The organism is Micromonospora sp. AB353, assembly GCF_049538395.1.
In the GTDB taxonomy this organism is placed as follows: Bacteria; Actinomycetota; Actinomycetes; order Mycobacteriales; family Micromonosporaceae; genus Micromonospora; species Micromonospora aurantiaca.
In genome coordinates, this window is record NZ_JBMVFV010000038.1 from 29,205 (window position 1) to 55,281 (window position 26,077).

Annotated in this window: 25 protein-coding genes; 24 read left to right on the top strand and 1 reads right to left on the bottom strand. The window is 71.1% G+C overall.

The features are described 5' to 3' along the window. Positions 1-21 precede the first annotated feature (21 nt). Together paaD and paaE are read left to right on the top strand one after the other, a co-directional pair. Positions 22-498 (top strand): 1,2-phenylacetyl-CoA epoxidase subunit PaaD, encoded by a 477-nt coding sequence (paaD, locus tag ACPCK6_RS17200; protein WP_423481622.1) that lies wholly within the window; start codon positions 22-24, stop codon positions 496-498. After that, the gene (paaE, locus tag ACPCK6_RS17205) at positions 495-1,607 is read left to right on the top strand and encodes a 1,2-phenylacetyl-CoA epoxidase subunit PaaE (RefSeq protein WP_423481623.1); all 1,113 of its coding nucleotides are present in this window, start codon (positions 495-497) and stop codon (positions 1,605-1,607) included. Before paaD ends, paaE begins: the two co-directional genes overlap by 4 nt. Before the next feature lie 12 nt (positions 1,608-1,619). On the opposite strand, the gene ACPCK6_RS17210 is transcribed toward paaE, so the two are convergent. After that, entirely contained in the window at positions 1,620-2,270 is a 651-nt protein-coding gene (locus ACPCK6_RS17210; protein ID WP_423481624.1) for a hypothetical protein, read from the bottom strand. 104 nt (positions 2,271-2,374) lie between these two features. Between ACPCK6_RS17210 and ACPCK6_RS17215 the strand changes: the two genes are divergently transcribed. The 22 genes from ACPCK6_RS17215 to ACPCK6_RS17320 all read left to right on the top strand — a co-directional run bounded on the left by ACPCK6_RS17215 (position 2,375) and on the right by ACPCK6_RS17320 (position 25,973). Next, positions 2,375-2,653, top strand: coding sequence for a type II toxin-antitoxin system Phd/YefM family antitoxin (locus ACPCK6_RS17215; protein WP_145755709.1), 279 nt, complete (start codon positions 2,375-2,377; stop codon positions 2,651-2,653). After that, a complete protein-coding gene (locus tag ACPCK6_RS17220; protein WP_423481625.1) occupies positions 2,650-3,060 on the top strand; it encodes a type II toxin-antitoxin system VapC family toxin in 411 nt (136 codons plus the stop codon). The genes ACPCK6_RS17215 and ACPCK6_RS17220 overlap by 4 nt, the downstream gene beginning before the upstream one ends. 73 nt (positions 3,061-3,133) lie before the next feature. Beyond that, the gene (gene mqnC / locus ACPCK6_RS17225; RefSeq protein ID WP_423481626.1) at positions 3,134-4,324 is read left to right on the top strand and encodes a cyclic dehypoxanthinyl futalosine synthase; all 1,191 of its coding nucleotides are present in this window, start codon (positions 3,134-3,136) and stop codon (positions 4,322-4,324) included. A 425-nt stretch (positions 4,325-4,749) separates the two neighbouring features. Then, positions 4,750-6,006 (top strand): cell wall anchor protein, encoded by a 1,257-nt coding sequence (locus tag ACPCK6_RS17230; protein ID WP_423481627.1) that lies wholly within the window; start codon positions 4,750-4,752, stop codon positions 6,004-6,006. A gap of 98 nt (positions 6,007-6,104) precedes the next feature. Further along, on the top strand, positions 6,105-6,815 hold the full coding sequence (locus ACPCK6_RS17235) for a demethylmenaquinone methyltransferase (protein ID WP_318331967.1): 711 nt from the start codon (positions 6,105-6,107) through the stop codon (positions 6,813-6,815). Positions 6,816-6,889: 74 nt separating this feature from the next. Further along, positions 6,890-7,108 (top strand): hypothetical protein, encoded by a 219-nt coding sequence (locus ACPCK6_RS17240; protein ID WP_030273586.1) that lies wholly within the window; start codon positions 6,890-6,892, stop codon positions 7,106-7,108. A 134-nt stretch (positions 7,109-7,242) separates the two neighbouring features. Continuing rightward, positions 7,243-8,517: a geranylgeranyl reductase family protein gene (locus tag ACPCK6_RS17245; protein ID WP_030273587.1), complete on the top strand. Its 1,275-nt coding sequence runs from the start codon at positions 7,243-7,245 to the stop codon at positions 8,515-8,517. Positions 8,518-8,651: 134 nt separating this feature from the next. Next, complete coding sequence (locus ACPCK6_RS17250; protein ID WP_013283601.1) at positions 8,652-9,017, top strand: NADH-quinone oxidoreductase subunit A; 366 nt, start codon at positions 8,652-8,654, stop codon at positions 9,015-9,017. Between the two features lie 11 nt (positions 9,018-9,028). Further along, positions 9,029-9,709: a NuoB/complex I 20 kDa subunit family protein gene (locus tag ACPCK6_RS17255; RefSeq protein WP_013283602.1), complete on the top strand. Its 681-nt coding sequence runs from the start codon at positions 9,029-9,031 to the stop codon at positions 9,707-9,709. Then, a complete protein-coding gene (locus ACPCK6_RS17260) occupies positions 9,706-10,437 on the top strand; it encodes an NADH-quinone oxidoreductase subunit C (RefSeq protein ID WP_349879428.1) in 732 nt (243 codons plus the stop codon). Before ACPCK6_RS17255 ends, ACPCK6_RS17260 begins: the two co-directional genes overlap by 4 nt. Continuing rightward, positions 10,434-11,759, top strand: a complete 1,326-nt coding sequence (locus ACPCK6_RS17265; protein WP_013283604.1) for an NADH-quinone oxidoreductase subunit D — start codon at positions 10,434-10,436, stop codon at positions 11,757-11,759. The genes ACPCK6_RS17260 and ACPCK6_RS17265 overlap by 4 nt, the downstream gene beginning before the upstream one ends. Next, entirely contained in the window at positions 11,756-12,850 is a 1,095-nt protein-coding gene (gene nuoE / locus ACPCK6_RS17270; protein WP_423481628.1) for an NADH-quinone oxidoreductase subunit NuoE, read from the top strand. The genes ACPCK6_RS17265 and nuoE overlap by 4 nt, the downstream gene beginning before the upstream one ends. Further along, the gene (gene nuoF / locus ACPCK6_RS17275) at positions 12,847-14,163 is read left to right on the top strand and encodes an NADH-quinone oxidoreductase subunit NuoF (RefSeq protein WP_281600336.1); all 1,317 of its coding nucleotides are present in this window, start codon (positions 12,847-12,849) and stop codon (positions 14,161-14,163) included. Before nuoE ends, nuoF begins: the two co-directional genes overlap by 4 nt. Beyond that, entirely contained in the window at positions 14,163-16,604 is a 2,442-nt protein-coding gene (locus ACPCK6_RS17280; RefSeq protein WP_013283607.1) for an NADH-quinone oxidoreductase subunit G, read from the top strand. Before nuoF ends, ACPCK6_RS17280 begins: the two co-directional genes overlap by 1 nt. Further along, a complete protein-coding gene (gene nuoH, locus ACPCK6_RS17285) occupies positions 16,601-17,956 on the top strand; it encodes an NADH-quinone oxidoreductase subunit NuoH (RefSeq protein WP_194802034.1) in 1,356 nt (451 codons plus the stop codon). The genes ACPCK6_RS17280 and nuoH overlap by 4 nt, the downstream gene beginning before the upstream one ends. Position 17,957: 1 nt before the next feature. Beyond that, on the top strand, positions 17,958-18,605 hold the full coding sequence (nuoI, locus tag ACPCK6_RS17290; protein ID WP_013283609.1) for an NADH-quinone oxidoreductase subunit NuoI: 648 nt from the start codon (positions 17,958-17,960) through the stop codon (positions 18,603-18,605). Next, positions 18,602-19,372 (top strand): NADH-quinone oxidoreductase subunit J, encoded by a 771-nt coding sequence (locus ACPCK6_RS17295; protein ID WP_194802033.1) that lies wholly within the window; start codon positions 18,602-18,604, stop codon positions 19,370-19,372. The genes nuoI and ACPCK6_RS17295 overlap by 4 nt, the downstream gene beginning before the upstream one ends. Positions 19,373-19,427: 55 nt before the next feature. After that, a complete protein-coding gene (nuoK, locus tag ACPCK6_RS17300; RefSeq protein WP_013283611.1) occupies positions 19,428-19,727 on the top strand; it encodes an NADH-quinone oxidoreductase subunit NuoK in 300 nt (99 codons plus the stop codon). A gap of 7 nt (positions 19,728-19,734) precedes the next feature. Continuing rightward, positions 19,735-21,696: an NADH-quinone oxidoreductase subunit L gene (gene nuoL / locus ACPCK6_RS17305; RefSeq protein WP_402810378.1), complete on the top strand. Its 1,962-nt coding sequence runs from the start codon at positions 19,735-19,737 to the stop codon at positions 21,694-21,696. 64 nt (positions 21,697-21,760) lie between these two features. Next, positions 21,761-23,293 (top strand): NADH-quinone oxidoreductase subunit M, encoded by a 1,533-nt coding sequence (locus tag ACPCK6_RS17310; RefSeq protein ID WP_013473559.1) that lies wholly within the window; start codon positions 21,761-21,763, stop codon positions 23,291-23,293. Further along, entirely contained in the window at positions 23,290-24,843 is a 1,554-nt protein-coding gene (nuoN, locus tag ACPCK6_RS17315) for an NADH-quinone oxidoreductase subunit NuoN (protein WP_194802031.1), read from the top strand. The genes ACPCK6_RS17310 and nuoN overlap by 4 nt, the downstream gene beginning before the upstream one ends. Before the next feature lie 89 nt (positions 24,844-24,932). Continuing rightward, on the top strand, positions 24,933-25,973 hold the full coding sequence (locus ACPCK6_RS17320; protein ID WP_194802030.1) for a polyprenyl synthetase family protein: 1,041 nt from the start codon (positions 24,933-24,935) through the stop codon (positions 25,971-25,973). Positions 25,974-26,077 lie beyond the last annotated feature (104 nt).

Sequence of the window (26,077 nt, forward strand, 5' to 3'; positions counted from 1 at the left end):
CGCGAACGGAGGGTGGCGTTGGTGACAAGCGCGAGGGACGCCGCGGCGGCGGTGGTGGACCCGGAGATCCGGGTCATCACCATCGACGAGCTGGGCATCCTGCGCGCTGTCGACGAGGAACCGGACACCGGCCGGGTCGTCGTCACCATCACCCCCACCTACACCGGCTGCCCGGCGATGGACGTGATCCGGGAGGACATCCGCCGGGCGCTGGCCGCCGCCGGGCACTCGGACGCCGAGGTCCGCACCGTCTACCACCCGGCGTGGAGCACCGACTGGATCTCCGACACCGGCCGGGCCAAGCTCGCCGCCGCCGGCATCGCCCCACCGGCGCCGCGCGGCGACGACACGGTGGTGCCGCTGACGCTGGCCGTACGCTGCCCGCGCTGCGGGTCGCCGGAGACCACCCAGATCAGCCGCTTCGGCTCCACCGCGTGCAAGGCGCTGTGGCGCTGCCGGTCCTGTTCCGAACCCTTCGACCACCTGAAGGCGCTGTGACTGTCACCATCACCCGGCCGGTGCGCCGCCGGCCGGTCTTCCACCCGCTGCCCGTCGCCGCCGTGGACCGGCTCACCGACGACTCGGTGTCGATCACGTTCGCGGTGCCGGAGGAGCTGCGCGAGACGTTCGCGTTCTCCGCCGGGCAGCACCTCACCGTCCGCCGCCCGGCCGACGGCGACGGCGAGGAGGTGCGGCGGTCGTACTCGATCTGCTCCACCCCCGACGAGCTGACCCGGCACGGCCGGTTGCGGGTCGGGGTGCGTGAGGTCCCGGGTGGGGCGTTCTCCGCGTATGCCTGCGGCGCGCTGCGCGGCGGCGACACCGTCGAGGTGCTGCCGCCGCTGGGCCACTTCACCTCCGCGTTCACCCCCGACCGGGCCCGCCGGTACGGCGCGGTGGTCGCCGGCTCCGGCATCACCCCGGTCCTCGGGCTGGCCGCGACCGCGCTGGCCACCGAGCCGCGCAGCACGTTCACGCTCGTGTACGGCAACCGCACGGCGAACTCGGTGATGTTCGCCGAGGAACTGGCCGACCTGAAGGACCGCTACCCGACCCGGCTGCATCTGGTGCACGTGCTGTCCCGGGAGATGGGCGAGTCGGCGCTGCTGTCCGGGCGGATCGACGCCGACCGGCTGACCCGGCTGCTCGACACCGTCGTACCCGGTGACGAGATCGAGGAGTGGTTCCTCTGCGGCCCGTACGGCATGGTGGTGGACGCCAGGGCGGTGCTCGCGGGTCGCGGCGTGCCGGACGCGGCGGTGCACACCGAGCTGTTCCACGTCGACGCCCCGCCGGAGCCGGTGCGGCGGGAGACCGACCGTCCGGGGACCGGCACCGAGGTGACGATCCTGCTGGACGGACGCTCGTCCAGCTTCACGATGGGCCGGGACGAGCGGGTGCTGGACGCGGCGCTGCGGGTGCGCGGCGAGTTGCCGTACGCCTGCAAGGGCGGGGTGTGCTCGACCTGCCGGGCCAAGGTGACGTCCGGTGAGGTGACGATGGCGCGCAACTACGCGCTGGAGCCCGACGAGGTCGCCGCCGGTTACGTGCTGACCTGCCAGTCCAGCCCGGTCACCGACGAACTGACAGTCGACTACGACGCGTAGGGGCGTCGCCGGTCAGAACACCACGGGCGGTGCCGTGGCGGCGCGGCCACGGGCCCGGCTGACGTGGCCGCGCCACCCGCCGACGAGCGCGAGCAGGGTCCATCCCGACACGCCGAGCATGAGCATGCCCCGCTTCCCGTCCGGGTCCACGTCCCGCGCGTCGGCCAGCTCCACCTCGCCCCGCGGGTCGACGACCACCGTCAGCCGCTGGCCGATCCGGTAGCCGGGGGAGCTGCCCCGGTAGACCAGCGGCTCGTCGAGCCGGCCGGTGTCGCCCTGGAGGACGAACTCGTGCCGCTTGCCGGCGGTCTGCACGTCGGTGATGGTCACCTGCTGGGCGACGCCGCGCTCCCGAAGGACCGACTCCGGTGCGAGCTGCACGGTTCCCACCAGCACGAACAGGGCCGGTAGCACCGACAGGAGGGTCAGCCACCAGCCCCGGTGCAGCAGGCGCAGGCCGACAGCGAAGGCGAGGCAGCCGGCCAGGGCGACGGAGATCGGCACTGCGATCGGCAGTCCCACGGTGAGGTGGCCGACCACCGCGCTGACCGCGATCACGGCGAGGCCGAAGCCGACGAGCACGGCGGTCATGGTGAGGGACCAGAGGGCGGAGCGGGCGCCGGCCACGCGTACGGGGGTGGGCGGGGGCGATACGACTGACACGCCAGGAGCGTAGGCGGGCGGCGCCAGCGCTCCGCTTCCCGCAGTGGCGCTTCGGGTCGACCGCCATCCGTGACGCGTAGAACGTTACGTCCTACACTTGCCTCATGGAGCAGATCGCCGTCCGGGAGTTGAATCAGCACACCAGCCGGGTGCTGGCGCGGGTGCGCGCCGGTGAGACGGTCGAGGTGACCGATCGGGGTGAGCCGATCGCCCGCCTCGTGCCGGTGCTGGCCGGTGACGCGCTTCTCGGCCGGTTGGTGGCCGAGGGCCGGGCCATGGCCCCGACCACGACCGGCCCGGTTCCGATGCCGCCGGTGCTCGGGGATCCCGCGGTGGACGCGGCGGCCGCGCTGGTCGAGGCGCGCGACGAGGAGCGCTGGTGATCTACCTCGACTCGGCGGCGGTCATCAAGATGCTGCGGCGGGAGGCGGAGACGGCGGATCTGCTCGGCTGGCTGAACGAGCGCGCCGGCACCGCGCTGGTGTCGTCAGCCCTCGTCGAGGTGGAGGTGCCGCGGGCGTTGCGTCGTGCCGCTCCACAGGCGCTGGTGGGTGTCCCCTCGGTGCTGGGACGTCTCTACCGGGTCGAGATCGATGCCACGGTCCGTGCGACGGCGGGCGCGTATCCGGAGCCGATGCTGTGCAGCCTGGACGCCGTTCACCTCGCCACCGCCGAGATCCTGGCCCGGCAGGCGGCGGCCGAGTTCGTCGCATTCGTCACGTACGACAAGCGGCTGCTGGAGGCGGCCAAGGCGATCGGGCTGCCAGTGGCCAGTCCGGGCATGCCCTGACCGGGTGGGTCTCTCGTCACCGGGTGAGGAGTGGCGTTTCCCGCCGTCGGGCCCGCGACGTACGCTCGGGGATGTGACGGCGAACCGGGAGATCGACGACATCCTGCAACGCGGCGCGGACGGCGGGCGGATCACGCCCGAGGAGGCGCTGCTGCTCTACACCGACGCGCCCTTCCACGCGCTGGGCGAGGCGGCCGACGCGGTACGGCGGCGCCGCTACCCGGACAACATCGTCACGTACCTCATCGACCGCAACATCAACTACACGAACGTCTGCGTGACGGCGTGCAAGTTCTGCGCGTTCTACCGGGCCCCCAAGCACTCCGAGGGCTGGACCCACCCGACCGAGGAGATCCTGCGCCGTTGCGGCGAGGCGGTCGAGCTGGGCGCCACCCAGGTCATGCTTCAGGGCGGGCACCACCCGGACTACGGCGTCGAGTACTACGAGGAGCTGTTCTCCTCGGTCAAGAAGGCGTACCCGCAGCTCGCCATCCACTCGATCGGCCCGAGCGAGATCCTGCACATGGCGAAGGTCTCCGGCGTGAGCCTGGACGAGGCCATCGCCCGGATCAAGGCCGCCGGCCTGGACTCGATCGCCGGCGCCGGCGCCGAGATGCTGCCGGACCGGCCGCGTAAGGCGATCGCGCCGCTGAAGGAGTCCGGTGCGCGCTGGCTGGAGGTCATGGAGCTGGCGCACCGGCAGGGCCTGGAGTCGACGGCCACCATGATGATGGGCACCGGCGAGACGAACGCCGAGCGCATCGAGCACCTGCGGATGATCCGCGACGTGCAGGACCGCACCGGCGGTTTCCGGGCCTTCATCCCGTGGACGTACCAGCCGGAGAACAACCACCTGAAGGGCCGCACCCAGGCGACCACGCTGGAATACCTGCGCCTGGTCGCGGTGGCCCGCCTGTTCTTCGAGACGGTCCCGCACCTCCAGGCGTCCTGGCTGACCACCGGCAAGGACGTCGGGCAGCTCGCGTTGCACATGGGCGTGGACGACCTCGGCTCGATCATGCTGGAGGAGAACGTCATCTCCTCGGCCGGCGCCCGGCACCGGTCGAACCTGCACGAGCTGATCGGCATGATCCGGTCGGCCGACCGGATCCCGGCCCAGCGGGACACGCTCTACAACCGGCTCGCGGTGCACCACACGCCCGCCGACGACCCGAGCGACGACCGCGTCGTCTCACACTTCTCGTCGATCGCCCTGCCGGGCGGCGGCGCCGGGAAGTCGCTGCCGCTGGTCGAGGTCAACTGACCGGCTTCCGCCGTTCGGCCGGTCGGTGTCCGTCGTGCGGCCGGAGCTCCGCCCGTTTCCGGTGAAGCTTGCGCCAGAGGTCTTCACCTGCGTGATCACCGGCGGCTAGCCTGCCCGCGCGACACCACCGATCCGGGCCGCGAGCAGGCAGGTAACAGGTCGGCGGCGACCCGGTCGAGCACGGCCCGGTGAGCCGGCGACGCCATTACGCTTGCGGCGTCCGTCGGACCGTCGTCCTCCATCGGCCCATGAGGGCCGTTCACATAACGCACCGCGGCAGGGGCGGGATGGGTGACCATCCCGCCCCTGCCGTCTGCTGCGATCGATGGGAATTCCCACTGCTGGGCGGTGGCGTGACGATGCGTCGCTCCGGTACCGTCCGTTCGTTCGGTACGTGATCACGTGTCCCTACCCCCGGGGGAACAATGACCTTCCGCTACCGGTCCACGCTGGCCCGCGCCGGCGTCGTGGCCCTGCTCTCCACCGCCGGTCTCGGCGCCGCCGCCGGCCCGGCACAGGCCGCCGACAAGGCCGACCTCCAGCTCATCCCGCTCAGCTACCAGCTCGCCAAGGGCGTCACCGAGGCGAAGGCCAAGCCGTTCAAGTTCCAGGTGAACAACACCCTGGGGACCGTCGACGCGAAGGGCGTCCGGGTCACTGTCGAGACGAAGGGCCTCAAGACCGGCAAGGTCGGCGTGCTGGTCCCGGCCGGCTGCGACATCCGTGGCACCACCTTCTCCTGCCTGCTCGGCGACCTGCCCGCCGGCACCACCGAGGACTTCGGCCTCCCGCTGTTCTCCACCGGCGGTAAGGGCGCGGCCGGCACGCTCACGGTCTCGATCAGCGCGGCGAACGGCACCGGCGTGCTCGACTCGGTCGACCACGACGTCACCGTCACCGAGCCGGGATACGACCTCACCACGTGGGTCCAGGACGTGTACGCCGGCGTGACCGTCGACGGCGACGACGCCGACGAGGCGGGCCTGCGCCCGGTCCGGCCGGGCGAGACAGTGCCACTGGACTGGGCCGTGTTCAACGACGGCAGCAAGCGCGCCACCGGCATCAAGTACGGGATCGCGCTGCCGGCCGGTGTCACCTTCGCGAAGCTGCCCGACGGCTGCGTCGAGCAGAACCTGGGTGGCGTCCTCAACGCGTACTGCGAGGACCTGGGTGCGGTGCTCAAGCCCGGCCAGTACTACACCGCCGACGTCCGGGTGACTGTCGGCCCGGACGTGACCGAGAAGCTGCTCCGGCCCGGCATCCTCTGGGCCGAGGGCCTCGACGCCGCCGCCGGCACGCCGGAGGAGGAGCCGCGGGTCGCCAGCTCGGCGCAGCGGCGCGCGTTCGCCGAGACCGACGACGGTGACAACAGCGCGGTGTTCGACGTCTTCGTCGACCAGAGCCCGTCGACCCCGAGCCCGACGCCGACCGCCCAGCCGACCTCGACGCCGACCGCCCAGCCGACGCCGACCGGCGGCGCGACGGCGGTGCCGACCCCGACCGCCGGTGGTGGCACGGGCGGCGGCACCGGCGACGGTGGCCTGCCGGTGACCGGTATGCAGGTCGGCCTGATCGGCGGCATCGGCGCGGCGGTGCTCGCCGCCGGCGCGGCGCTGATGATGCTGGCCCGCCGCCGCAAGGTGGTCCTCGTCGCTCCGGGCGAGGAACGCACCGGCGACTGACCGGGGACCGATACGCGACCAGGGCGGGGTGGGTGACCATCCCGCCCTGTCGCGTACCCGGGGGGAGGCGGGGGCGGCGCGGCTGGCAGAGTGGAGGGGTGAGCCGTACCCCGCAGGGCCAGCGCGCCAGCCTGGACAAGCAGCCGCACGAGGTCGCCGCGATGTTCGACGGTGTCGCGGCCCGCTACGACCTGACGAACACCGTCCTGTCGTTCGGGCAGGACCGGTCGTGGCGGCGGGCCACCCGGGCGGCGCTCGGGCTGCGGCCGGGCGAGCGGGTGCTCGACGTGGGCGCCGGCACCGGTGTGTCGACCGAGGAACTGGCCCACTCCGGGGCGTACGCGGTCGGCGCGGACCTGTCGCTGGGCATGCTGCACGCGGGCAAGCGCACCCGCCCGGCGGTGCCGTTGCTGGCCGGGGACGCGCTTCGGCTGCCGTTCGCCGACGCCAGTTTCGACGCGGTGACCATCTCCTTCGCGCTGCGCAACGTCAACGACACCGACGCGGCGCTGGCCGAGCTGGCCCGGGTGACCCGGCCGGGCGGGCGCCTGGTGGTCTGCGAGTTCAGCACTCCGGTGAACCCGGCGTTCCGCACGGTCTACCTGTCGTACCTGATGCGGTCGTTGCCGGCGGTGGCCCGCGCGGTGTCCAGCAACCCGGACGCCTACGTCTACCTGGCGGAGTCGATCCGGGCCTGGCCGGACCAGGCGGCGCTGGCCGCGCGGATCGGCGCGGCCGGCTGGGGCCGGGTGGCGTGGCGCAACCTGACCGGCGGCGTCGTGGCGCTGCACCGGGCCGTCCGAAACTGACCGTCCGGCCAGCGGAAGCTGGTCATTTCGTGAATATCCAATTTTGGTCTACTTTGTTCCGTAGGCTCGCCCCCATGACGGGACCAGACCAGGCCGCCACCGACGACGACGCCGCCGAGCTGATCGCGCAGCTCCGCGAGCTGGCCGGCGCGGATCCCGCCGATGTCCGGCAGGTCGTCGCCGAGGTGCTGGCCGCGCTGGACCGGGCCGCCGGTGGCGCGTTGCGCGACCACCTGCCCGAGGCCATCCGCCTCGACGCCGGGCTCGGACCGGCCGCGCAGGCGCGCCCGTGACCGGTCTCGACGCTCTTACCGGCGCGTTTCCGCGAAGTTAGGCCCCCCTCAGCGCGTACTGGTGTAACGCCGGTCATAGACTCCAACCGGATCGGCTTGTGAAGCATTTCACGAGCATGCGGGAGGAGGCGCGGATGACCGCGGTGGAGAACGACGCCGACGTCATCGTCGTGGGCGCCGGTCCCGGAGGATCGGCCACGGCGTACCACCTGGCGCGGCACGGCGTACGCGTGCTGCTGCTGGAGAAGACGGAGTTTCCCCGGGAGAAGGTCTGCGGCGACGGGCTCACGCCCCGCGCCGTGCGGCAGCTCATCCGGATGGGCGTGGACACCTCGCCCGAGGCCGGCTGGCTGCACAACAAGGGCCTGCGGGTGATCGGCGGCGGCATACGCCTGGAACTGGACTGGCCCGACCTGGCCAGCTTCCCCAACTACGGCCTGGTGCGGACCCGGCTCGACTTCGACGACCTGCTCGCCCAGCGTGCGGTCGCCGCCGGGGCGAAGCTGCAGACCAGCGTCAACGTCCTCGGGCCGGTGCTCGGCGCCGACGACCGGGTGATCGGCGTGCAGGCCGAGGTCGGCCCGGACAAGGAACCCGCCACGTTCCACGCGCCGCTCGTGGTCGCCGCCGACGGCGTCTCCGGCCGCTTCCCGCTCGCGCTCGGGCTCGCCAAGCGGGAGGACCGCCCGATCGGCGTGGCCGTCCGCCGCTACTACCGCTCGCCCGCCAAGCACGACGACGACTACCTGGAGTCCTGGCTGGAGCTGCGGGCCAAGGGCAGCGACGCGCTGCTGCCCGGCTACGGCTGGATCTTCGGCCTCGGCGACGGCCGGGTGAACGTCGGCCTGGGCGTGCTGAACTCCTCCTCGGCGTTCGGCAAGACGAACTACCGCAAGCTGCTCACCGACTGGCTCGCGAACACCCCCGAGGACTGGGGGATGACCGACGAGTCCAACGCGGAGGGTCCGATCCTCGGCGCCGCGCTGCCGATGGGCTTCAACCGCGTCCCGCACTACACCCGCGGTGTGCTGCTGGTCGGTGACTCCGGCGGCATGGTCAACCCGTTCAACGGCGAGGGCATCGCGTACGCGATGGAGTCGGGCGAGATGGCCGCGGAGGTCGTGGTGCAGGCGCTGGCCCGCCCGGCCGGCGCGGAGCGGGAGCGGGCGCTGATGGCGTACCCGCAGGAGCTGAAGGCCCGCTTCGGCGGCTACTACCGGCTCGGCGGCGTCTTCGTGAAGCTCATCGGCCGCCCCGAGATCATGCGGATGGCGACCAAGCACGGCATGCCGCACCCGATGCTCATGCGCTTCGTGCTCAAGCTGCTGGCCAACCTGACCGACCCGCGCGGCGGGGACGCGATGGACCGGGTCATCAACGCGATGACGAAGGTGGCTCCGGCCGTGTAGAAGACGACCGGCCCGGGGCGGAACGTCCACGGGCCGGACAGAGATCGACCCCCGCCGACCGAGGTCGTGAGGGACGTGAATAGTGTGATTTTGGCCAACCACCGAGGTCAGGGAAGGACGAGCAGGGGACAACGATGACGCTCTCTCCTTACGCACCCATCATCGGGCTGTTCGCCCTCGCTGCGGCGTTCGCGCTGTTCTCCGTGGCCGCTGCCCGACTCGCCGGCCCGCGGCGTCTGAACAAGGCCAAGCTCGAGGCGTACGAGTGTGGCATCGAGCCGAGCCCGCAGCCGGTCGGCGGCGGCCGGTTCCCGATCAAGTTCTACCTGACGGCGATGCTCTTCATCGTCTTCGACATCGAGATCATCTTCCTCTACCCCTGGGCGGTCTCCTTCGACGCCCTGCCGATCTTCGGCTTCGTGGAGATGGTCCTGTTCATCGTCGCGGTCTTCGTCGCGTACGCCTATGTGTGGCGTCGCGGCGGCCTGGACTGGGACTGAGGAGGTAGCAGATGGGCATCGAGGAGAAGCTCCCCTCCGGCGTCCTGCTCACCAGCGTCGAGAAGCTGGTCAACTGGACGCGGAAGACCTCGGTCTGGGGCGCCACGTTCGGTCTGGCCTGCTGCGCCATCGAGATGATGGCGGCGGGCGGCCCGCACTACGACATGGGCCGCTGGGGCATGGAGGTCTTCCGCGCCTCGCCCCGCCAGGCGGACCTGATGATCGTGGCCGGCCGGGTGAGCCAGAAGATGGCCCCGGTCCTGCGCCAGATCTACGACCAGATGGCCGAGCCCCGCTGGGTCATCTCGATGGGCGTCTGCGCCAGCAGCGGCGGCATGTTCAACAACTACGCCATCGTGCAGGGCGTCGACCACGTCGTACCGGTCGACATGTACCTCCCCGGCTGCCCGCCCCGGCCGGAGATGCTCATCGACGCGGTGCTCAAGCTGCGCGAGAAGATCATGCACGAGCCGCTGGGCCCGAACGGCCGCAAGATGCTGGAGGCCCGCCAGGCGCGCGGCGACGTGCCGGTGGTGCCGTACGGCTCGATGCCCTCGTCGTACCGCAGCGACAAGGCCCGGCGTGCCGAGTGGACGAAGGCGGTCCGCGAGGGGCGTGAGGAGCAGCTGCGGATCGAGAACTGGATGAAGGCGCAGAACCACCTTCAGGCGTCGCATAGGGGCCCGAAATGAGTAACGACAAGAACAACGACGGCGGGGTGCCGGTACCCACCACCCCGGCCGGTGCCAGCTCCACCGCCCCGGCGGAGTATCCGCCGGCCAGTCCGGCCGGCCGGGGCATGTTCGGCAACCAGGGCACCGGCGACGTCTCCGGTTACGGCGGCCTGGTCCGCCCGCGCAAGCCCATCGAGGAGGCGGCCCGGCCGTACGGGAGCTACTTCGACGAGGTGCGGGACGCGCTGGAGGAGGCGTACCCGGACTTCGGCGACGCGATCGAGAAGGTCGTGGTCGACCGGGGCGAGCTGACCCTGCACGTCCGCCCGGAGCGGATCGCCGAGGTCTGCCAGGTGATGCGCGACGACCTCGCGCTGCGCTTCGAGCTGTGCTCCTCGGTGTCCGGTGTGGACTACCTGGGCGCGCAGGAGCGCCGCCTGCACGTGGTCTACCACCTGACCTCGATGACCTACCGCCGCAGCGTCCGGCTGGAGGTGGCGGTCTCCGCCGAGGAGCCGCACGTCCCGAGCGTCACCGCCGTCTACCCGACCGCCGACTGGCAGGAGCGGGAGACGTACGACATGTTCGGCGTCGTCTTCGACGGCCACCCCGCCCTGACCCGGATCCTCATGCCGGACGACTGGGAGGGGCACCCGCAGCGCAAGGACTACCCGCTGGGCGGCGTCCCCGTCGAGTACAAGGGTGCGGAGATCCCCCCGCCGGACCGTAGGAGGTCGTACCAATGACCACGTCGAACTACGCGACCGAGCGCGAGACGACCGAGGGCAAGGTCTTCACCGTCACCGGCGGGGACTGGGACGAGGTCGTCTCCGGCACGGACCCGATCAACGACGAGCGGATCGTCGTCAACATGGGTCCGCAGCACCCGTCCACCCACGGCGTGCTCCGGCTGGTGCTGGAGCTGGAGGGCGAGACGGTCCGCGAGGCCCGCTCGGTCATCGGCTACCTGCACACCGGCATCGAGAAGAACCTCGAGTACCGCAACTGGGTCCAGGGTTCGACGTTCGTGACCCGGATGGACTACCTCTCGCCGCTGTTCAACGAGACGGCGTACGCGCTCGCGGTGGAGAAGCTGCTCGGCATCACCGACGACATCACCGAGCGGGCCACCACCATCCGCGTGCTGATGATGGAGCTCAACCGCGTCTCGTCGCACCTGGTCTGGCTGGCGACCACCGCCATGGAGCTGGGCGCGATCAACATGATGCTGTACGGCTTCCGCGAGCGGGAGTACGTCCTCGACATCTTCGAGACCATCACCGGCCTGCGGATGAACCACGCGTACGTGCGGCCGGGCGGTGTGGCGCAGGACGTGCCGGACGACGCGATCCGCAAGATCCGCGACTTCCTCCAGCTCATGCCGAAGCGGCTCAAGGAGTACGAGAACCTGCTCTCCGGTCAGCCGATCTGGCTGGAGCGTACGCAGCACGTCGCGGTGCTCGACGTGACCGCCTGCATGGCGCTCGGCGTCACCGGCCCGGTGCTGCGGTCCGCGGGTCTCGCCTGGGACCTGCGCAAGACGATGCCGTACTGCGGTTACGAGACGTACGAGTTCGACGTGCCGACGCACACCGACGGTGACGTGTGGGGCCGCTACCTGGTCCGGGTGGCGGAGATCCGCGAGTCGCTGAAACTGATCGAGCAGGCGCTGGACCGCCTGAAGCCCGGCCCGGTGATGGTGTCCGACAAGAAGATCGCGTGGCCGGCGCAGCTGGCCATCGGCGTGGACGGCATGGGCAACTCGCTGGAGCACGTCGCCAAGATCATGGGTCAGTCGATGGAGTCGCTGATCCACCACTTCAAGCTCGTCACCGAGGGCTTCCGGGTTCCGCCGGGCCAGGTGTACGTCGGCATCGAGTCGCCCCGCGGCGAGCTGGGCGTGCACGCGGTGTCCGACGGCGGCACCCGGCCCTACCGGGTGCACTACCGGGAGCCGAGCTTCGTCAACCTCCAGGCCCTCCCGGCGATGGCCGAGGGCGGCCTGATCGCCGACGTGATCGCCGGCGGCGCCTCGCTGGACCCCGTGATGGGTGGTTGTGACCGATGAGCTTTACCGAAACGACTCGCGCCCGGGCCCGGGAGATCATCGCCCGGTACCCGGCGGACCGGTCCCGCTCGGCGCTGCTGCCGCTGCTGCACCTGGTCCAGTCCGAGGAGGGCTACGTCTCCCCGGCCGGTGTCGAGTTCTGCGCCGAGGTGCTCGGGCTCAACAAGGCCCAGGTCGGCGCCGTCGCCACCTTCTACACCATGTACAAGCGCAAGCCCACCGGTGACTACCTGGTGAGCGTCTGCACGAACACCATGTGCGACGTGCTCGGCGGGCAGAAGGTCTACGACACCCTGGCCGAGCACCTCGGCGTCGGGCACGAGGAGACCACCGCCGACGGGAAGATCACCCTGGAGCACGCCGAGTGCCTGGCGGCGTGCGACTACGGCCCGGTGATGACAGTCAACTACGACTTCTTCGACAACGTGGAGCCGCAGGGCGCTGTCGACGTGGTCGAGGAGCTGCGTGCCGGCGGCCGGCCGATGCCGACCCGCGGGGCGCGGCTGTGCACGCTCAAGGAGATGGCGGTCCAGCTCGCCGGTTTCGCCGACGAGCGTGACGGCGCGGTGGCCGACGGCGGGCCGGGCGAGCCGAGTCTGCGCGGCCTGCGCCTGGCCGAGCAGCACGGCGTCTCGGTGCCGGGCTTCGACCCGAAGACCCCGATCCGCAGCAAGGCCGAGGCCGACCGGGCCGCCGCCGAGGCGAAGGCGAAGGCCGAGGCCGCGAAGCCGGCCCCCGCGCCCGAGCCGGCCAAGCCGGAGGCGGCCACCGGCAGCACCGCGCCGGACGTGAAGGCGCCGGACGCCAAGTCGCCGCAGGTGCGTACCGCCGAGACCCGGCAGCCGGACGCGAGCACCCCGGCGCCGGACTCCCCGGGCACCAAGGTCCCGGTGGACGGACCGGCACCGGCGCCGCGCGACGCGCGGGCGGCGGAGGCGGCCGGCGTGGCGTCGAACCCGCCGGCCGGTGACGGCAAGCCCGCCGGCGACGCGGCCGGCGCGCAGGAGCGCAACCTCAAGGAAGCGGAGTCCGGTACGGGCGCGGACGGCGCCGACCCGGCGGACGCGAACGGATCGGGGGTCCGCAAGTGACCACTCCTCGGCCGGAGACGCTGGCCAAGCTCACGCCGGTGCTCACCAAGCGCTGGCTCTCGCCGGACGCGTGGCGGCTCGGCACCTACGAGAAGCTGGACGGCTACGCCGCCCTGCGCAAGGCGCTCAAGGCGCACCCGGACGACCTGATCCAGCTGGTCAAGGACTCCGGACTGCGCGGCCGGGGCGGCGCGGGCTTCCCGACCGGTCTCAAGTGGGGGTTCATCCCGCAGGGCGACGGCAAGCCGCACTACCTGGTGGTGAACGCCGACGAGGGCGAGCCGGGCACCTGCAAGGACCTGCCGCTGATGACCCACGACCCGCACTCGCTGGTCGAGGGCGTCATCATCGCCTCGTACGCGATCCGGGCCAACCGGGCGTACATCTACATCCGCGGTGAGGCGGTGCACGCCGCCCGGCGGCTGCGCAGCGCCGTCGACGAGGCGTACGCCAAGGGTTACCTCGGCCGCAACATCCTCGGGTCGGGCTTCGACCTGGACCTGGTGGTGCACTCCGGCGCCGGTGCGTACATCTGCGGTGAGGAGACCGCGCTGCTGGACTCGCTGGAGGGCTTCCGCGGCCAGCCCCGGCTGCGCCCGCCGTTCCCGGCGACCCACGGCCTGTACGCCAGCCCGACCGTCGTCAACAACGTCGGCACCATCGCCAGCGTGCCGTACATCGTGCTCGGTGGCGCGGACTGGTGGAAGACGATGGGCACGGAGAAGTCGTCCGGCCCGATGATCTACTCGCTGTCCGGCCGGATCGCCGAACCGGGCCAGTACGAGTGCTCGATGGGGATCACGCTGCGCGAGCTGATCGAGCTGGCCGGCGGCATGAAGCCCGGGCACAACCTGAAGTTCTGGACCCCGGGTGGCTCGTCGACGCCGCTGCTGACCGCCGAGCACCTGGACGTGCCGCTGGACTTCGAGGGGGTGGCGGGGGCCGGCTCGATCCTGGGCACCACCGCCACGCAGATCTTCTCCGACCAGGACTGCCCGGTGTACGCGACCTACCGGTGGCTGGAGTTCTACCACCACGAGTCGTGCGGCAAGTGCACCCCCTGCCGGGAGGGCAACTACTGGATGGTCCGGGTCTACCGGCGCATCCTGTCCGGCCAGGGCACCCACGAGGACCTGGACACCCTGCTCGACACCTGTGACAACATCCTCGGCCGTTCGTTCTGCGGTCTGGGTGACGGCGCGACCAGCTCGGTGACCTCGTCGCTGAAGTACTTCAAGCAGGACTACCTCGACTACATCGAGGGACGTACCGCTCCGAAGCTGTCGGAGAAGACCCTGGTAGGGGCGCACTGATGACCGACGTAGCCAAGCAGACCGAGACCGTCACGCTGACCATCGACGGCGTCGAGGTCACCGCGCCCAAGGGCGCGCTGCTGATCCGCGTCGCCGAGCAGCTCGGCACCGAGATCCCGCGCTTCTGCGACCACCCGCTGCTGGCCCCGGCCGGTGCCTGCCGGCAGTGCCTGGTGGAGGTGGAGGGCCAGCGCAAGCCGGTCGCCTCCTGCACACAGACCGTCGCCGACGGCATGGTGGTGCGGACGCAGCTCACCTCCCCGGTCGCCAAGAAGGCCCAGGAGGGGGTGATGGAGCTGCTGCTCCTCAACCACCCGCTGGACTGCCCGATGTGCGACAAGGGCGGCGAGTGCCCGCTGCAGAACCAGGCGATGTCCACCGGCCGGACGGACTCGCGGTTCCACGAGCACAAGCGGGAGTACCCGAAGCCGCTGCCGATCAGCACCCAGGTGCTGCTCGACCGTGAGCGCTGCGTGCTCTGCCAGCGGTGCACCCGGTTCTCCGAGGAGATCGCCGGGGACAAGTTCATCGACCTGATGGGACGCTCCTCGCACGAGGAGATCAACATCTACCGGGACGACGCGTACGGCGAGGAGGGCGACGAGGGGGACGTCCCGTTCAACTCGTACTTCTCCGGCAACACCGTGCAGATCTGCCCGGTGGGCGCGCTGACCGGAACCCAGTACCGGTTCCGGGCCCGCCCGTTCGACCTGGTCTCCACGCCCAGCGTCTGCGAGCACTGCTCGGCCGGCTGCGCCCAGCGCACCGACTGGCGGCGCGGCAAGGTACTGCGCCGGCTGGCCGGCGACGACCCGGCGGTGAACGAGGAGTGGAACTGCGACAAGGGCCGCTGGGGCTTCCAGTACACCCGCGCGTTCGACCGGATCAGCACCCCGATGGTGCGCGACGAGAAGACCGGTGAGCTGCGCGAGGCGTCCTGGAGCGAGGCGCTCACCCGGGCCGCCGAGGGGCTGCGCGCGGCCCGCGACGGCGCGACCGGCACGGCGGTGCTGACCGGCGGCCGGCTGACAGTCGAGGACGCCTACGCGTACGCGAAGTTCGCCCGCATCGCGCTGCACACGAACGACATCGACTTCCGGGCCCGCCCGGTCTCCCGCGAGGAGGCCGACTTCCTGGCCAGCAGCGTCGCCGGGGTCACCGACGTGACCTACACGGACGTGGAGAACGCGCCCGCCGTGGTGCTCGTCGGCCTGGAGCCGGAGGAGGAGTGCCCGATCCTCTTCCTGCGGCTGCGTAAGGCGTACCTGAAGAAGAAGCTCACTGTGTACGCGCTCGCGCCGTTCGCCACGCGCGGCCTGGAGAAGCTCGGGGCCAAGCTGGCTCGGGTGGTGCCCGGCGAGGAGGCCGGCGTGCTGGCCGAGCACGCCACGGTGGCCGAGGCGCTGGGTCAGCCCGGCGCGATCCTGATCGTCGGCGAGCGCCTGGCCGAGGTGCCGGGCGGCCTGTCGGCGGCGGCGGACGTCGCCCGGCGTACCGGTGCCCGGCTGGTCTGGGTGCCGCGGCGCGCGGGTGACCGCGGCGCTGTCGACGCGGGCTGCCTGCCCAACCTGCTCCCCGGCGGCCGGGTCGTCACCGAGCCGGCCGCGCGCGCGGAGCTCGGCGAGGCGTGGGACATCCCGGCCGGGGTGATCCCCAGCCAGGCCGGCCGCGACACCGACGGCATCCTCACCGCCGCGGCGAACGGCCAGATCGGCGCCCTGGTGGTGGCCGGCGTCGACCCGGCCGACCTGGCCGACCCGCGCCTGGCCGAGTCCGCACTGGACGCGGTGCCGTTCCTGGTCAGCCTGGAACTGCGGATGAGCGCGGTGTCCCGCCGCGCCGACGTGGTCCTGCCGGTCGCGCCGGTGGTCGAGAAGGCCGGCAGCTTCCTGGACTGGGAGGGCCGGCTGCGCACGTTCGAGAAGGTGCTGGACACCGGCGCGATGACCGACGCCCGCATCCTCGACGCGCTCGCCGCGCAGCTCGACGTGCGGCTGGGCACGGGTGACGTGCCGAGCATCCGGCGCGAGCTGGGCGCGCTGCCGCGCACCCGGGTCGAGCGTCCGTCGGCGCCCTCGGTCGAGCCGGCCGCCGTTCGGCAGCCCGGACCGGGCGAGGCGGTGCTCGCCACCTGGCACCAGCTGATCGACCTGGGCAGCCTCACCGACGGCGACGAGCACCTCGCCGGCACCGCCCGCCCGCCGGTGGTCCGGCTCGGCAAGGGCACCGCCGAGGCGCTGGGTGTCGCCGACGGTGACCCGGTCACGGTGGGCACCGACCGCGGCGCGATCACGCTGCCGGCGGCGATCACCGAGATGCCCGACGGCGTCGTCTGGCTGCCGACCAACTCACCCGGCTCCACCGTGCGGCGCGGCCTCGGCGCGACGTCCGGCGACGTGGTGAGCGTCTCCGCAGTCGGGAACGAAAGGTGGGTGCAGTGAACCCCGTCATCCTCGCGGCGCAGGACCCGACGCTTGCCGACTTCGGCAAGGACCCGTGGTGGCTGGTCCTCGGCAAGATCCTGTTCGCGTTCGTCGTCGCCGTGGCGGCCACGCTGCTCGGCGTCTGGTTCGAGCGCCGGGTCGTCGGCCGCATGGCGGTGCGGCCCGGCCCCAACCAGGCCGGCCCGTTCGGTCTGCTCCAGACGCTCGCCGACGGCGTGAAGCTGGCCTTCAAGGAGGACATCCTCCCGCGCAAGGCCGACAAGGTCGTCTACTTCTTCGCCCCGGTGATCTCCGTGGTCTGCGCGGTCACCGCGCTGTCGGTGATCCCGTTCGGGCCGATGGTGAGCATCTTCGGGCACCGGACGCCGCTGCAGGTCACCGACGTGTCGGTGGCGGTGCTGGTGGTGCTGGCCTTCTCCTCGCTCGCCGTGTACGGCATCGTGCTCGGCGGCTGGGCCAGCGGCTCCACCTACCCGCTGCTCGGCGGTCTGCGCTCGGCGGCCCAGCTGGTCTCGTACGAGGTCACCATGGGCCTGAGCGTGGTCGCGGTGTTCATGACCGCGGGCACCATGTCGACGAGCGGGATCGTCGCCGCGCAGGGCGACGGCACCCGGCTGAGCATCGGCGGCTTCGACCTCGCCGCGCCCGGCTGGTACGCGATCCTGCTGCTGCCCAGCTTCATCATGTTCTTCATCGCCATCGTCGGTGAGACGAACCGGGCACCGTTCGACCTGCCCGAGGCGGAGTCGGAGCTGGTGGCCGGCTTCCAGACCGAGTACAGCTCGCTGAAGTTCGCGCTGTTCATGCTCAGCGAGTACGTCGCGATGGTGACCATGTCGGCGTTCACCGTGACGCTGTTCCTCGGCGGCTGGCACGCCCCGTGGCCGATCACCATCTGGTCGGGCGCCAACGACGGCTGGTGGCCGATGCTGTGGTTCTTCGGCAAGGTCATCCTGCTGGTGTTCGTCTTCGTCTGGCTCCGCGGCACGCTGCCCCGGCTCCGGTACGACCAGTTCATGCGGTTCGGCTGGAAGGTGCTGCTGCCGCTGAACCTGGTCTGGATCATGGTGCTCGCCGGGCTGCGCTCGATCGAGGACTGGCAGACCCGGGACCGGCTGCTCGTCACCGCCGTCGGCGCGGGCGTGCTGCTGCTGGCCACGCTCTTCTGGCCGTCGCGGAAGAAGGAGCCGAAGCCGTCGCTGCAGGAGCAGGCGGACACCCGGCCGTACGGCAGCTTCCCGCTGCCGCCGATGGATCTTCAGGTTCCGCCGAGCCCGCGTACCAAGCGCGTGCTCGCCGAGCGGGAGCCGGCCAACGTGGTCGCCGGCCCGGACTCCAGGGAGGTGTGACGTGGGCGCGATCACCGGAACGTTCAAGGGCTTCGGTGTCACCTTCTCGCACATGTTCAAGAAGGTCGTCACCACCGACTACCCGTTCAAGCCGCCGGTCTCGGCGCCGCGCTACCACGGGCGGCACATCCTCAACCGGCACCCGGACGGGCTGGAGAAGTGCATCGGCTGCGAGCTGTGCGCCTGGGCCTGCCCGGCCGACGCGATCTACGTGGAGGGCGGCGACAACACCGAGGAGCAGCGCTTCTCCCCGGGTGAGCGGTACGCCAGCACCTACCAGATCAACTACGCCCGGTGCATCTTCTGCGGGCTCTGCATCGAGGCCTGCCCGACCCGTTCGCTCACCATGAGCAACGAGTACGAGCTGGCCCGGGACAACCGGCAGGACCTGATCTTCACCAAGGAGCAGCTGCTCGCGCCGCTGCTCGAAGGCATGGAGCAGCCGCCGCACCCGATGCGGCTGGGCGACAGCGAGAAGGACTACTACGTCGGCGCGCTCACCAACCCGGGCACCTCGGCCGGCGCCGAGCGCTCGCCGATGGGCCCCGGCCGGTACCAGGTGGAGGAGCACCCGGGCGTGACCTTCCCCGGCGCCGAGCAGGCGGAGCAGCGGTCCGCCGCCGCGGCGGGCAAGGGAGGCAAGGCATGACCTCGGCAACGGTGCTCGCCGCAGCCGGCCAGGTGTCCGGGGGTGAGGAGGTCACCTTCTGGATCCTCGCCCCGCTGGCCCTGCTCGGCGCGGTCGGCATGGTGTGGGCCCGCAACGCGGTCCACTCCGCGCTCTGGCTGGTGCTGACCATGCTCTGCCTGGGCGTGTTCTACGTGCTCCAGGCCGGGCCGTTCATCGGCATGGTGCAGATCATCGTCTACACCGGCGCGATCATGATGCTGTTCCTGTTCGTGCTGATGCTCGTCGGCCGGGACGCGTCCGACTCGCTCATCGAGACGCTGCGCGGCCAGCGGGTCGCCGCCGTGGTCCTCGGGCTCGGCTTCGCCGGTCTGGTGGGCACCGGCCTCTACCGGGCGCTCGACGGAGTCCAGGCGGTCGGGCTCGACGAGGCCAACGGTGAGGGCAACGTGCAGGGCATCGCCCGGCTGCTGTTCACCAAGTACGTCTTCGCCTTCGAGCTGACCTCGGCGCTGCTGATCACCGCCGCCGTCGGCGCGATGGTGCTGGCACACGTGGAGCGGCGCAAGGCGGACCGGATGGACCAGATCGCCACCATGAAGGCGCGGTTCCGCCCCGGCAACTACCCCGGACCGAAGCCCGGCCCGGGTGTCTACGCCACGTCCTCCTCGGTGGCCACCCCGGCCCGTCTGCCCGACGGCCGGCTGACCGACCGCAGCATCCCGGAGATCATGCCGGTGCGTGAGCTGACGGCCGAGGAGACCGCACCGAAGGGGACTGATCGGTGAGCGCGAGGAGTGCAGCGAAGCGGAGCCCCGCAGTCGCGAACGAAAGGCTGGCACGGTGACCCCGGACTACTACCTCATCCTCGCGGCGGTGCTGTTCACCATCGGCGCCGTGGGCGTGCTGGTCCGGCGCAACGCGATCGTGCTGTTCATGTGCATCGAGCTGATGCTCAACGCGGCCAACCTGACCCTGGTCACGTTCAGCCGGATCAACGGCGACCTGAACGGCCAGATCATGGCGTTCTTCGTGATGGTGGTCGCGGCGGCCGAGGTCGTGGTCGGGCTCGCGATCATCATGGCGATCTTCCGGACCCGGCGCTCGGCCAGCGTCGACGACGCCAACCTGCTGAAGTACTGAGGGGCTCGTGGTGGAACAGATTCTGACGATCGCCCAGTCTGAGCCAGCCGAAGCCGTCACCTTCGCCACGGCGGACGGGATGCTGGGCAGTGTCTGGCTGCTGGTGGCGATCCCGCTGGTCAGCGCGGCGATCCTGCTGCTGCTCGGCAAGCGGGCCGACCGCTGGGGCCACTGGCTGGGCGTGGGCGCCATCGGCGCCGCGTTCGTGCTCGGGCTCACCTACTTCCTCCAGCTTCGCGGTCTGGAGAACAAGCAGGTCGAGCTGAGCCTCTGGGACTTCATGGCGGTCGGCAACCTGAAGGTGGACTTCGGTCTGCTCTTCGACCCGCTGGCCGCGGTCTTCGTCCTGCTGATCACCGGGGTGGGCTTCCTGATCCACCTCTACGCCGTGGAGTACATGGCGCACGACGCGGGCCGGCGGCTGTTCTTCGCGTACTTCAACCTGTTCGTCGCCGCCATGCTCCTGCTGGTGCTCGGCAACAACTACGTGATGCTCTACTTCGGCTGGGAGGGCGTCGGTCTGGCGTCGTACCTGCTGATCTCCTTCTGGTACGGCCGGCCCAGCGCGGCCACCGCCGGCAAGAAGGCGTTCCTGATGAACCGGGTCGGCGACGCCGGACTGGCCATCGGCATCTTCATCATGTTCGCCGTGCTCGGCACCACCCAGTACGACGAGGTGTTCAACGGGGTCGGCTCGATGACCTCGACCACCGTGCTGGTGCTCGGCCTGCTGCTCCTGCTCGGCGCGGCCGGCAAGTCCGGTCAGTTCCCGCTCCAGGCGTGGTTGCCGGACGCGATGGAGGGCCCGACCCCGGTGTCCGCGCTCATCCACGCGGCCACCATGGTCACCGCAGGCGTCTACCTGATCGCCCGCTCCAACGCGATCTTCTCGGCCAACGAGACGCTCCAGCTCGTGGTGGTCAGCGTCGGCGCGCTCACACTGCTGATGGGCTGCATCATCGGCGCGGCCAAGGACGACATCAAGCGCGTGCTGGCCTGGTCGACGGTGAGCCAGATCGGCTACATGTTCCTCGGCGTCGGTCTCGGCGGCGGCGCGTACGCGCTGGCCATCGTGCACCTGCTGGCACACGGCTTCTTCAAGGCCAACATGTTCCTCGGCGCCGGCTCGGTCATGCACGGCATGAACGACCAGGTGGACATCCGCCGCTTCGGCGGGCTGTCCAAGTACATGAAGGTCACCTGGCTGACGTTCATGATGGGCTGGCTCGCCATCATCGGCATGTTCCCGTTCTCCGGCTACTTCTCCAAGGAGCCGATCATCGTGGCCGCGTTCGAGCGGGAGGGCTGGACGGCCTGGCTGTTCGGCATGGCCGCGCTGCTCGGCGCCGGGCTCACCGCGTTCTACATGACGCGGCTGTTCGTGCTCACGTTCCACGGTCCGAAGCGCTGGACCGAGGACATCGAGCACCCGCACGAGTCGCCGAAGCTGATGACCATCCCGCTGATCCTGCTGGCGGTCGGCTCGGTCGGCGCGGGCTTCCTGCTCGCCACCTCCGTGCCGGACTGGCTCACCGCCACCAACGGACTCGCCGCCGAGAGCGGGGAGCACGCGCCGGTGCTGGCGCACTGGCTGCTCACCGCGCTGTCGCTGCTGCTCACCGTGCTGGGCGCCGGGCTGGCCTGGTTCCTGTTCCGCTCCGGTACGGCCACCGAGCCGCAGCCGGCCGGCGTGGTGGTCACCGCCGCCCGCCGGAACCTCTACACGGACGCCTTCAACGAGGCGGTCTTCGAGAAGCCGGGCATCTTCCTCACCCGGGCGCTGGTGTTCCTCGACAACCGGGGCGTGGACGGGCTGGTCAACGGCCTGGCCGCCGCCGTGGGCGGGGGCTCGGGCCGGCTCCGGCGGCTCCAGACCGGCTTCGTGCGGTCGTACGCGACCTCGATCCTGACCGGCGCGCTGCTCGTGGTCGCGGCGTTCCTGGCGGTGCAGGCGGGGTGGCTGGCGTGATCGACCTCAACGCGGCCGCCCCCGCCGGCGGGCCACGCAGTCACGACGGAGGTAAGGCCGAATAATGTCCAACTTCCCGTTCCTCTCGGTGCTGACCGTGGCGCCGCTGGTCGGCGCCCTGGTGGTGGCACTGCTGCCCCGCAGCCGCCCGGACCTGGCCAAGCTGGTCGCGTTCGGCTGGTCGCTGCTGGTGCTGGTGCTGTCGGTGGTGATGTGGTTCGCCTTCTCCGCCGGTGGTGACCGGTTCCAGTTCCGCGAGTCGTACCCGTGGATCCCGAACTGGGGCGTGAACTTCACCTTCGAGGTGGACGGCATCGCGCTGGTCATGCTGATGCTGATCGCGATCCTGGTGCCGCTGGTGATCCTGGCGTCCTGGCACGACGCCGAGGCGTCCAAGCGCTCGGTGCCCGCGTACTTCGCGCTGCTCCTCGTCCTCGAGTGCACGATGATCGGCGTCTTCGCCGCCGCCGACGTCTTCCTGTTCTACGTGTTCTTCGAGGTCATGCTGGTGCCGATGTACTTCCTGATCGGCAGCTACGGCGGCCACCAGCGGCAGTACGCGGCGGTGAAGTTCTTCCTCTACTCGCTGGTCGGCGGTCTGTTCATGCTGGCCGCGGTGATCGGCCTCTGGGTGGTCGGCGGGAAGACCTTCGACTGGCAGGCGCTGAGCCAGGCCGAGTTCGCCACCGACACGGCCCGCTGGCTGTTCCTCGGCTTCTTCGTGGCCTTCGCGATCAAGGCGCCGTTCTTCCCGTTCCACACCTGGCTGCCGGACGCCGGTGGCGCGGCCCCGGCCGGCGCCGCCGCGCTGCTCGTCGGCGTGCTGGACAAGGTCGGCACGTTCGGCATCCTCCGCTACTGCCTTCCGCTGTTCCCGGAGGCGTCGCGCTGGTTCGCGCCGTGGGCGCTGGCGCTCGGCGTCATCGGCATCATCTACGCCGCGCTGCTGGCGGTCGGCCAGAACGACCTGAAGCGGCTGGTGTCGTACACCTCGATCGCGCACTTCGGGTTTATCGGCGTCGGCATCTTCGCGTTCACCACCCAGGCCGGCACCGGTGCGGTGCTCTACATGCTCAACCACGGCCTGGCCACCGGCCTGCTGTTCCTCGTGGTCGGCATGCTGATCGCCCGGCGCGGCTCGGCGCTGATCAGCGACTTCGGCGGCGCGGGCAAGCTGGTGCCGGTACTCGCCGGTGTGCTCTTCTTCGCCGGTCTGGCCTCGCTGGCGCTACCCGGTACCGCGCCGTTCGTCTCCGAGTTCCTGGTGCTGATCGGCACGTTCACCGTCAACAAGCCGGTCGCGGTGATCGCCACGCTCGGCATCATCCTGGCGGCGGCGTACGTGCTGTGGATGGTGCAGCGCACCACGCAGGGCACGCTGAACCCGGCGCTGACCGAGGTCGAGGGCATGCGCCGTGACCTCACCCTGCGCGAGAAGGTGGTCGTCGCGCCGCTGATCGCGCTGATCGTGCTGCTCGGCTTCTATCCGAAGCCGGTCACCGACGTCATCAACCCCGCCGTCCAGGCGACCATGCAGGACGTCGGCAAGTCCGACCCCGCCCCTGAGGTCGGCAGCGTCCAGGAGGCCGCAAAATGACCGAGCTCAAGCTGCCGTCGATCGACTACGCGGCGCTCGCTCCGATCCTGATCATGCTGGGCGCGGCGCTGCTCGGGGTCCTGGTCGAGGCGTTCGTGCCGCGCCGCCTGCGTAACGCGGTGCAACTCGGGCTCGCCCTGGTGGCGATGCTCGCCGCGATCGTCATGGTGATCCTGAACGCCGACGACCGGCTGATCACCATCGGCGGCGCCATCGCGATCGACGGCCCGACGCTGTTCCTGCAGGGCGCCATCCTGGTGCTCGCGGTGATGGCGCTGCTGCTCGTCGGCGAGCGCACGGTGGAGCGGGGCGGCGCGTTCGTGGCGCACGCCGCAGTCACCGCCGAGTCGGCCGAGGACCGGCGACAGGCCGAGGGCGTCGGCGGTGCCACCGAGGTCTACCCGCTGATGTCGTTCGCGATCGGCGGCATGCTGATCTTCGTGGCGGCGAACGACCTGCTGACCATGTTCGTCGCGCTGGAGGTCTTCTCGCTGCCGCTCTACCTGCTCTGCGCGCTGGCCCGCCGCCGGCGTCTGCTGAGCCAGGAGGCGGCGCTGAAGTACTTCATGCTCGGCGCGTACGCCTCGGCGTTCTTCCTGTTCGGTGTCGCCCTGATCTACGGCTTCACCTCCGGGATCCCGGGCCGCGCGGCCGGCGTCGACTTCGCCACCGTGCACGCCGCGGTCACCGACTCCCCGTCCAGCCCGGTGCTGTTGTTCGCCGGCATGGCGCTGCTCGCCATCGGCCTGCTGTTCAAGGCCGCCGCCGCGCCGTTCCACGTCTGGACGCCGGATGTCTACCAGGGCGCGCCGACCCCGGTCACCGGCTTCATGGCGGCCTGCACCAAGGTCGCCGCGTTCGGTGCGCTGCTGCGCGTCTTCCACGTGGCGTTCGCCGGGGCCTCCTGGGACTTCACCCCGGTGCTCGGCGCGATCGCGGTGCTGACCATGCTGGTCGGCGCGGTGCTGGCGGTCACCCAGACCGACATCAAGCGCCTGCTGGCGTACTCGTCGATCGCGAACGCCGGTTACCTGCTCGTCGGTGTGCTGGCGCCCAGCCGTGAAGGGCTCTCCGGCACCATGTTCTACCTGGCCGCGTACGGCTTCTCGGTGCTCGCCGCGTTCGCCGTGGTGACGCTGGTGCGCGACGCCGACGGGGAGGCCACCCACCTGTCCCGCTGGGCCGGGCTGGGCCGCCGCTCGCCGTTCTTCGCGGCGATCTTCACGTTCATCCTGCTGGCCTTCGCCGGTATCCCGCTGACCAGCGGCTTCACCAGCAAGTTCGCGGTCTTCGGCCCGGCCCTGGAGGCGAACCAGGCGTGGCTGGTGATCGCGGGCGTGCTGACCAGCATGGTGCTGGCCTTCCCGTACCTGCGGGTCGTGGTGATGATGTGGCTCTCCGAGCCGGGCGAGTCCACCCCGACGGTGACCGTGCCGGGGGCGCTCACCTCGGCCGCGCTGGTCATCGGCGTGCTCGCCACGCTGGTCCTCGGCGTGGTGCCCGGTCCGCTGCTCGACCTGACCACCGGCGCCGCCGAATTCGTCAGATGACAGAGGTGTTCCCACCGGGGGCCGGTACGCCGTGGCGTACCGGCCCCCGGCCCGTATCCCCGTCGACGAGCAGGTCGAACGGGTGTGGCATGGTTGAGGACGTGGCGAACCCGGCTGGCGAGCGTTCAGGTCAGTTCGGCGCGCTCGGCCTGCACCTCGCCGACCCGCGCGTCGAAGCCTCCGTGCTGGGTGTGCTCGACCGGGTCGAGACGAGCCTGCGGGCGAGCGTGGCGAGCGCCGATCCGCTGGTGACCGAGGCGTCCCGGCACCTGGTCGAGGCCGGCGGCAAGCGGTTCCGTCCGCTGCTGGTGGCGCTTGGTGCGCAGTTCGGCGCCCCGGAGGCCGACCAGGTCGTCCCCGCCGCCGTGGTGATGGAGCTCACCCACCTGGCGACGCTCTACCACGACGACGTGATGGACGAGGCCGCCGTTCGGCGTGGCGCCCCGAGCGCCAACTCCCGCTGGACCAACTCGGTCGCCATCCTGGTCGGCGACTACCTCTTCGCCCGGGCCGCGGACATCGCCGCCGACCTGGGCCCCGAGGCGGTACGCCTGCAGGCGCGCACGTTCGCCCGGCTGGTGCACGGCCAGATCGCCGAGACGGTCGGCCCGCGCGACACCGACCCGGTCGCGCACTACCTGCACGTGATCGCCGAGAAGACCGGCTCGCTGATCGCCACCTCGGCGCGCTTCGGCGGCATGTTCGGCGGCGCGGCGCCCGCGCACGTCGAGGCCCTGGCCGCGTACGGCGAGATCATCGGCGTCGCGTTCCAGCTCTCCGACGACCTGCTGGACATCGCCAGCGAGTCGGTCCAGTCCGGCAAGACGCCCGGCACCGACCTGCGCGAGGGCGTACCCACCCTGCCGGTGCTCTACGCGATGGCCTCCGACGACGCGGACGCGGCGAGCGTACGGCTGCGCGAGATCCTGGCCACCGGCCCGCTGGTGGACGACGCGCTGCACGCCGAGGCGCTGGGCCTGCTGCGGGAGTCGCCGGCGCTCAAGCGTGCCCGGGAGACGGTGCGCAGCTACGCCGAGGACGCACGCGCCCGGCTGGCTCCGCTGCCCGAGGGTCCGGCGCGTCGCGCGCTGGAGTCCCTCTGCGACTACATCGCCGACCGCACCAGCTGACCGACCCACCCCTCCCCGCACCCGCCCACCGCCCCGTCGCGCTCCGTGCGCTCCGTCGGCTCCGTGCGCTCCGTCGATCATGAAGTTGACGGGCTCGGGGACGG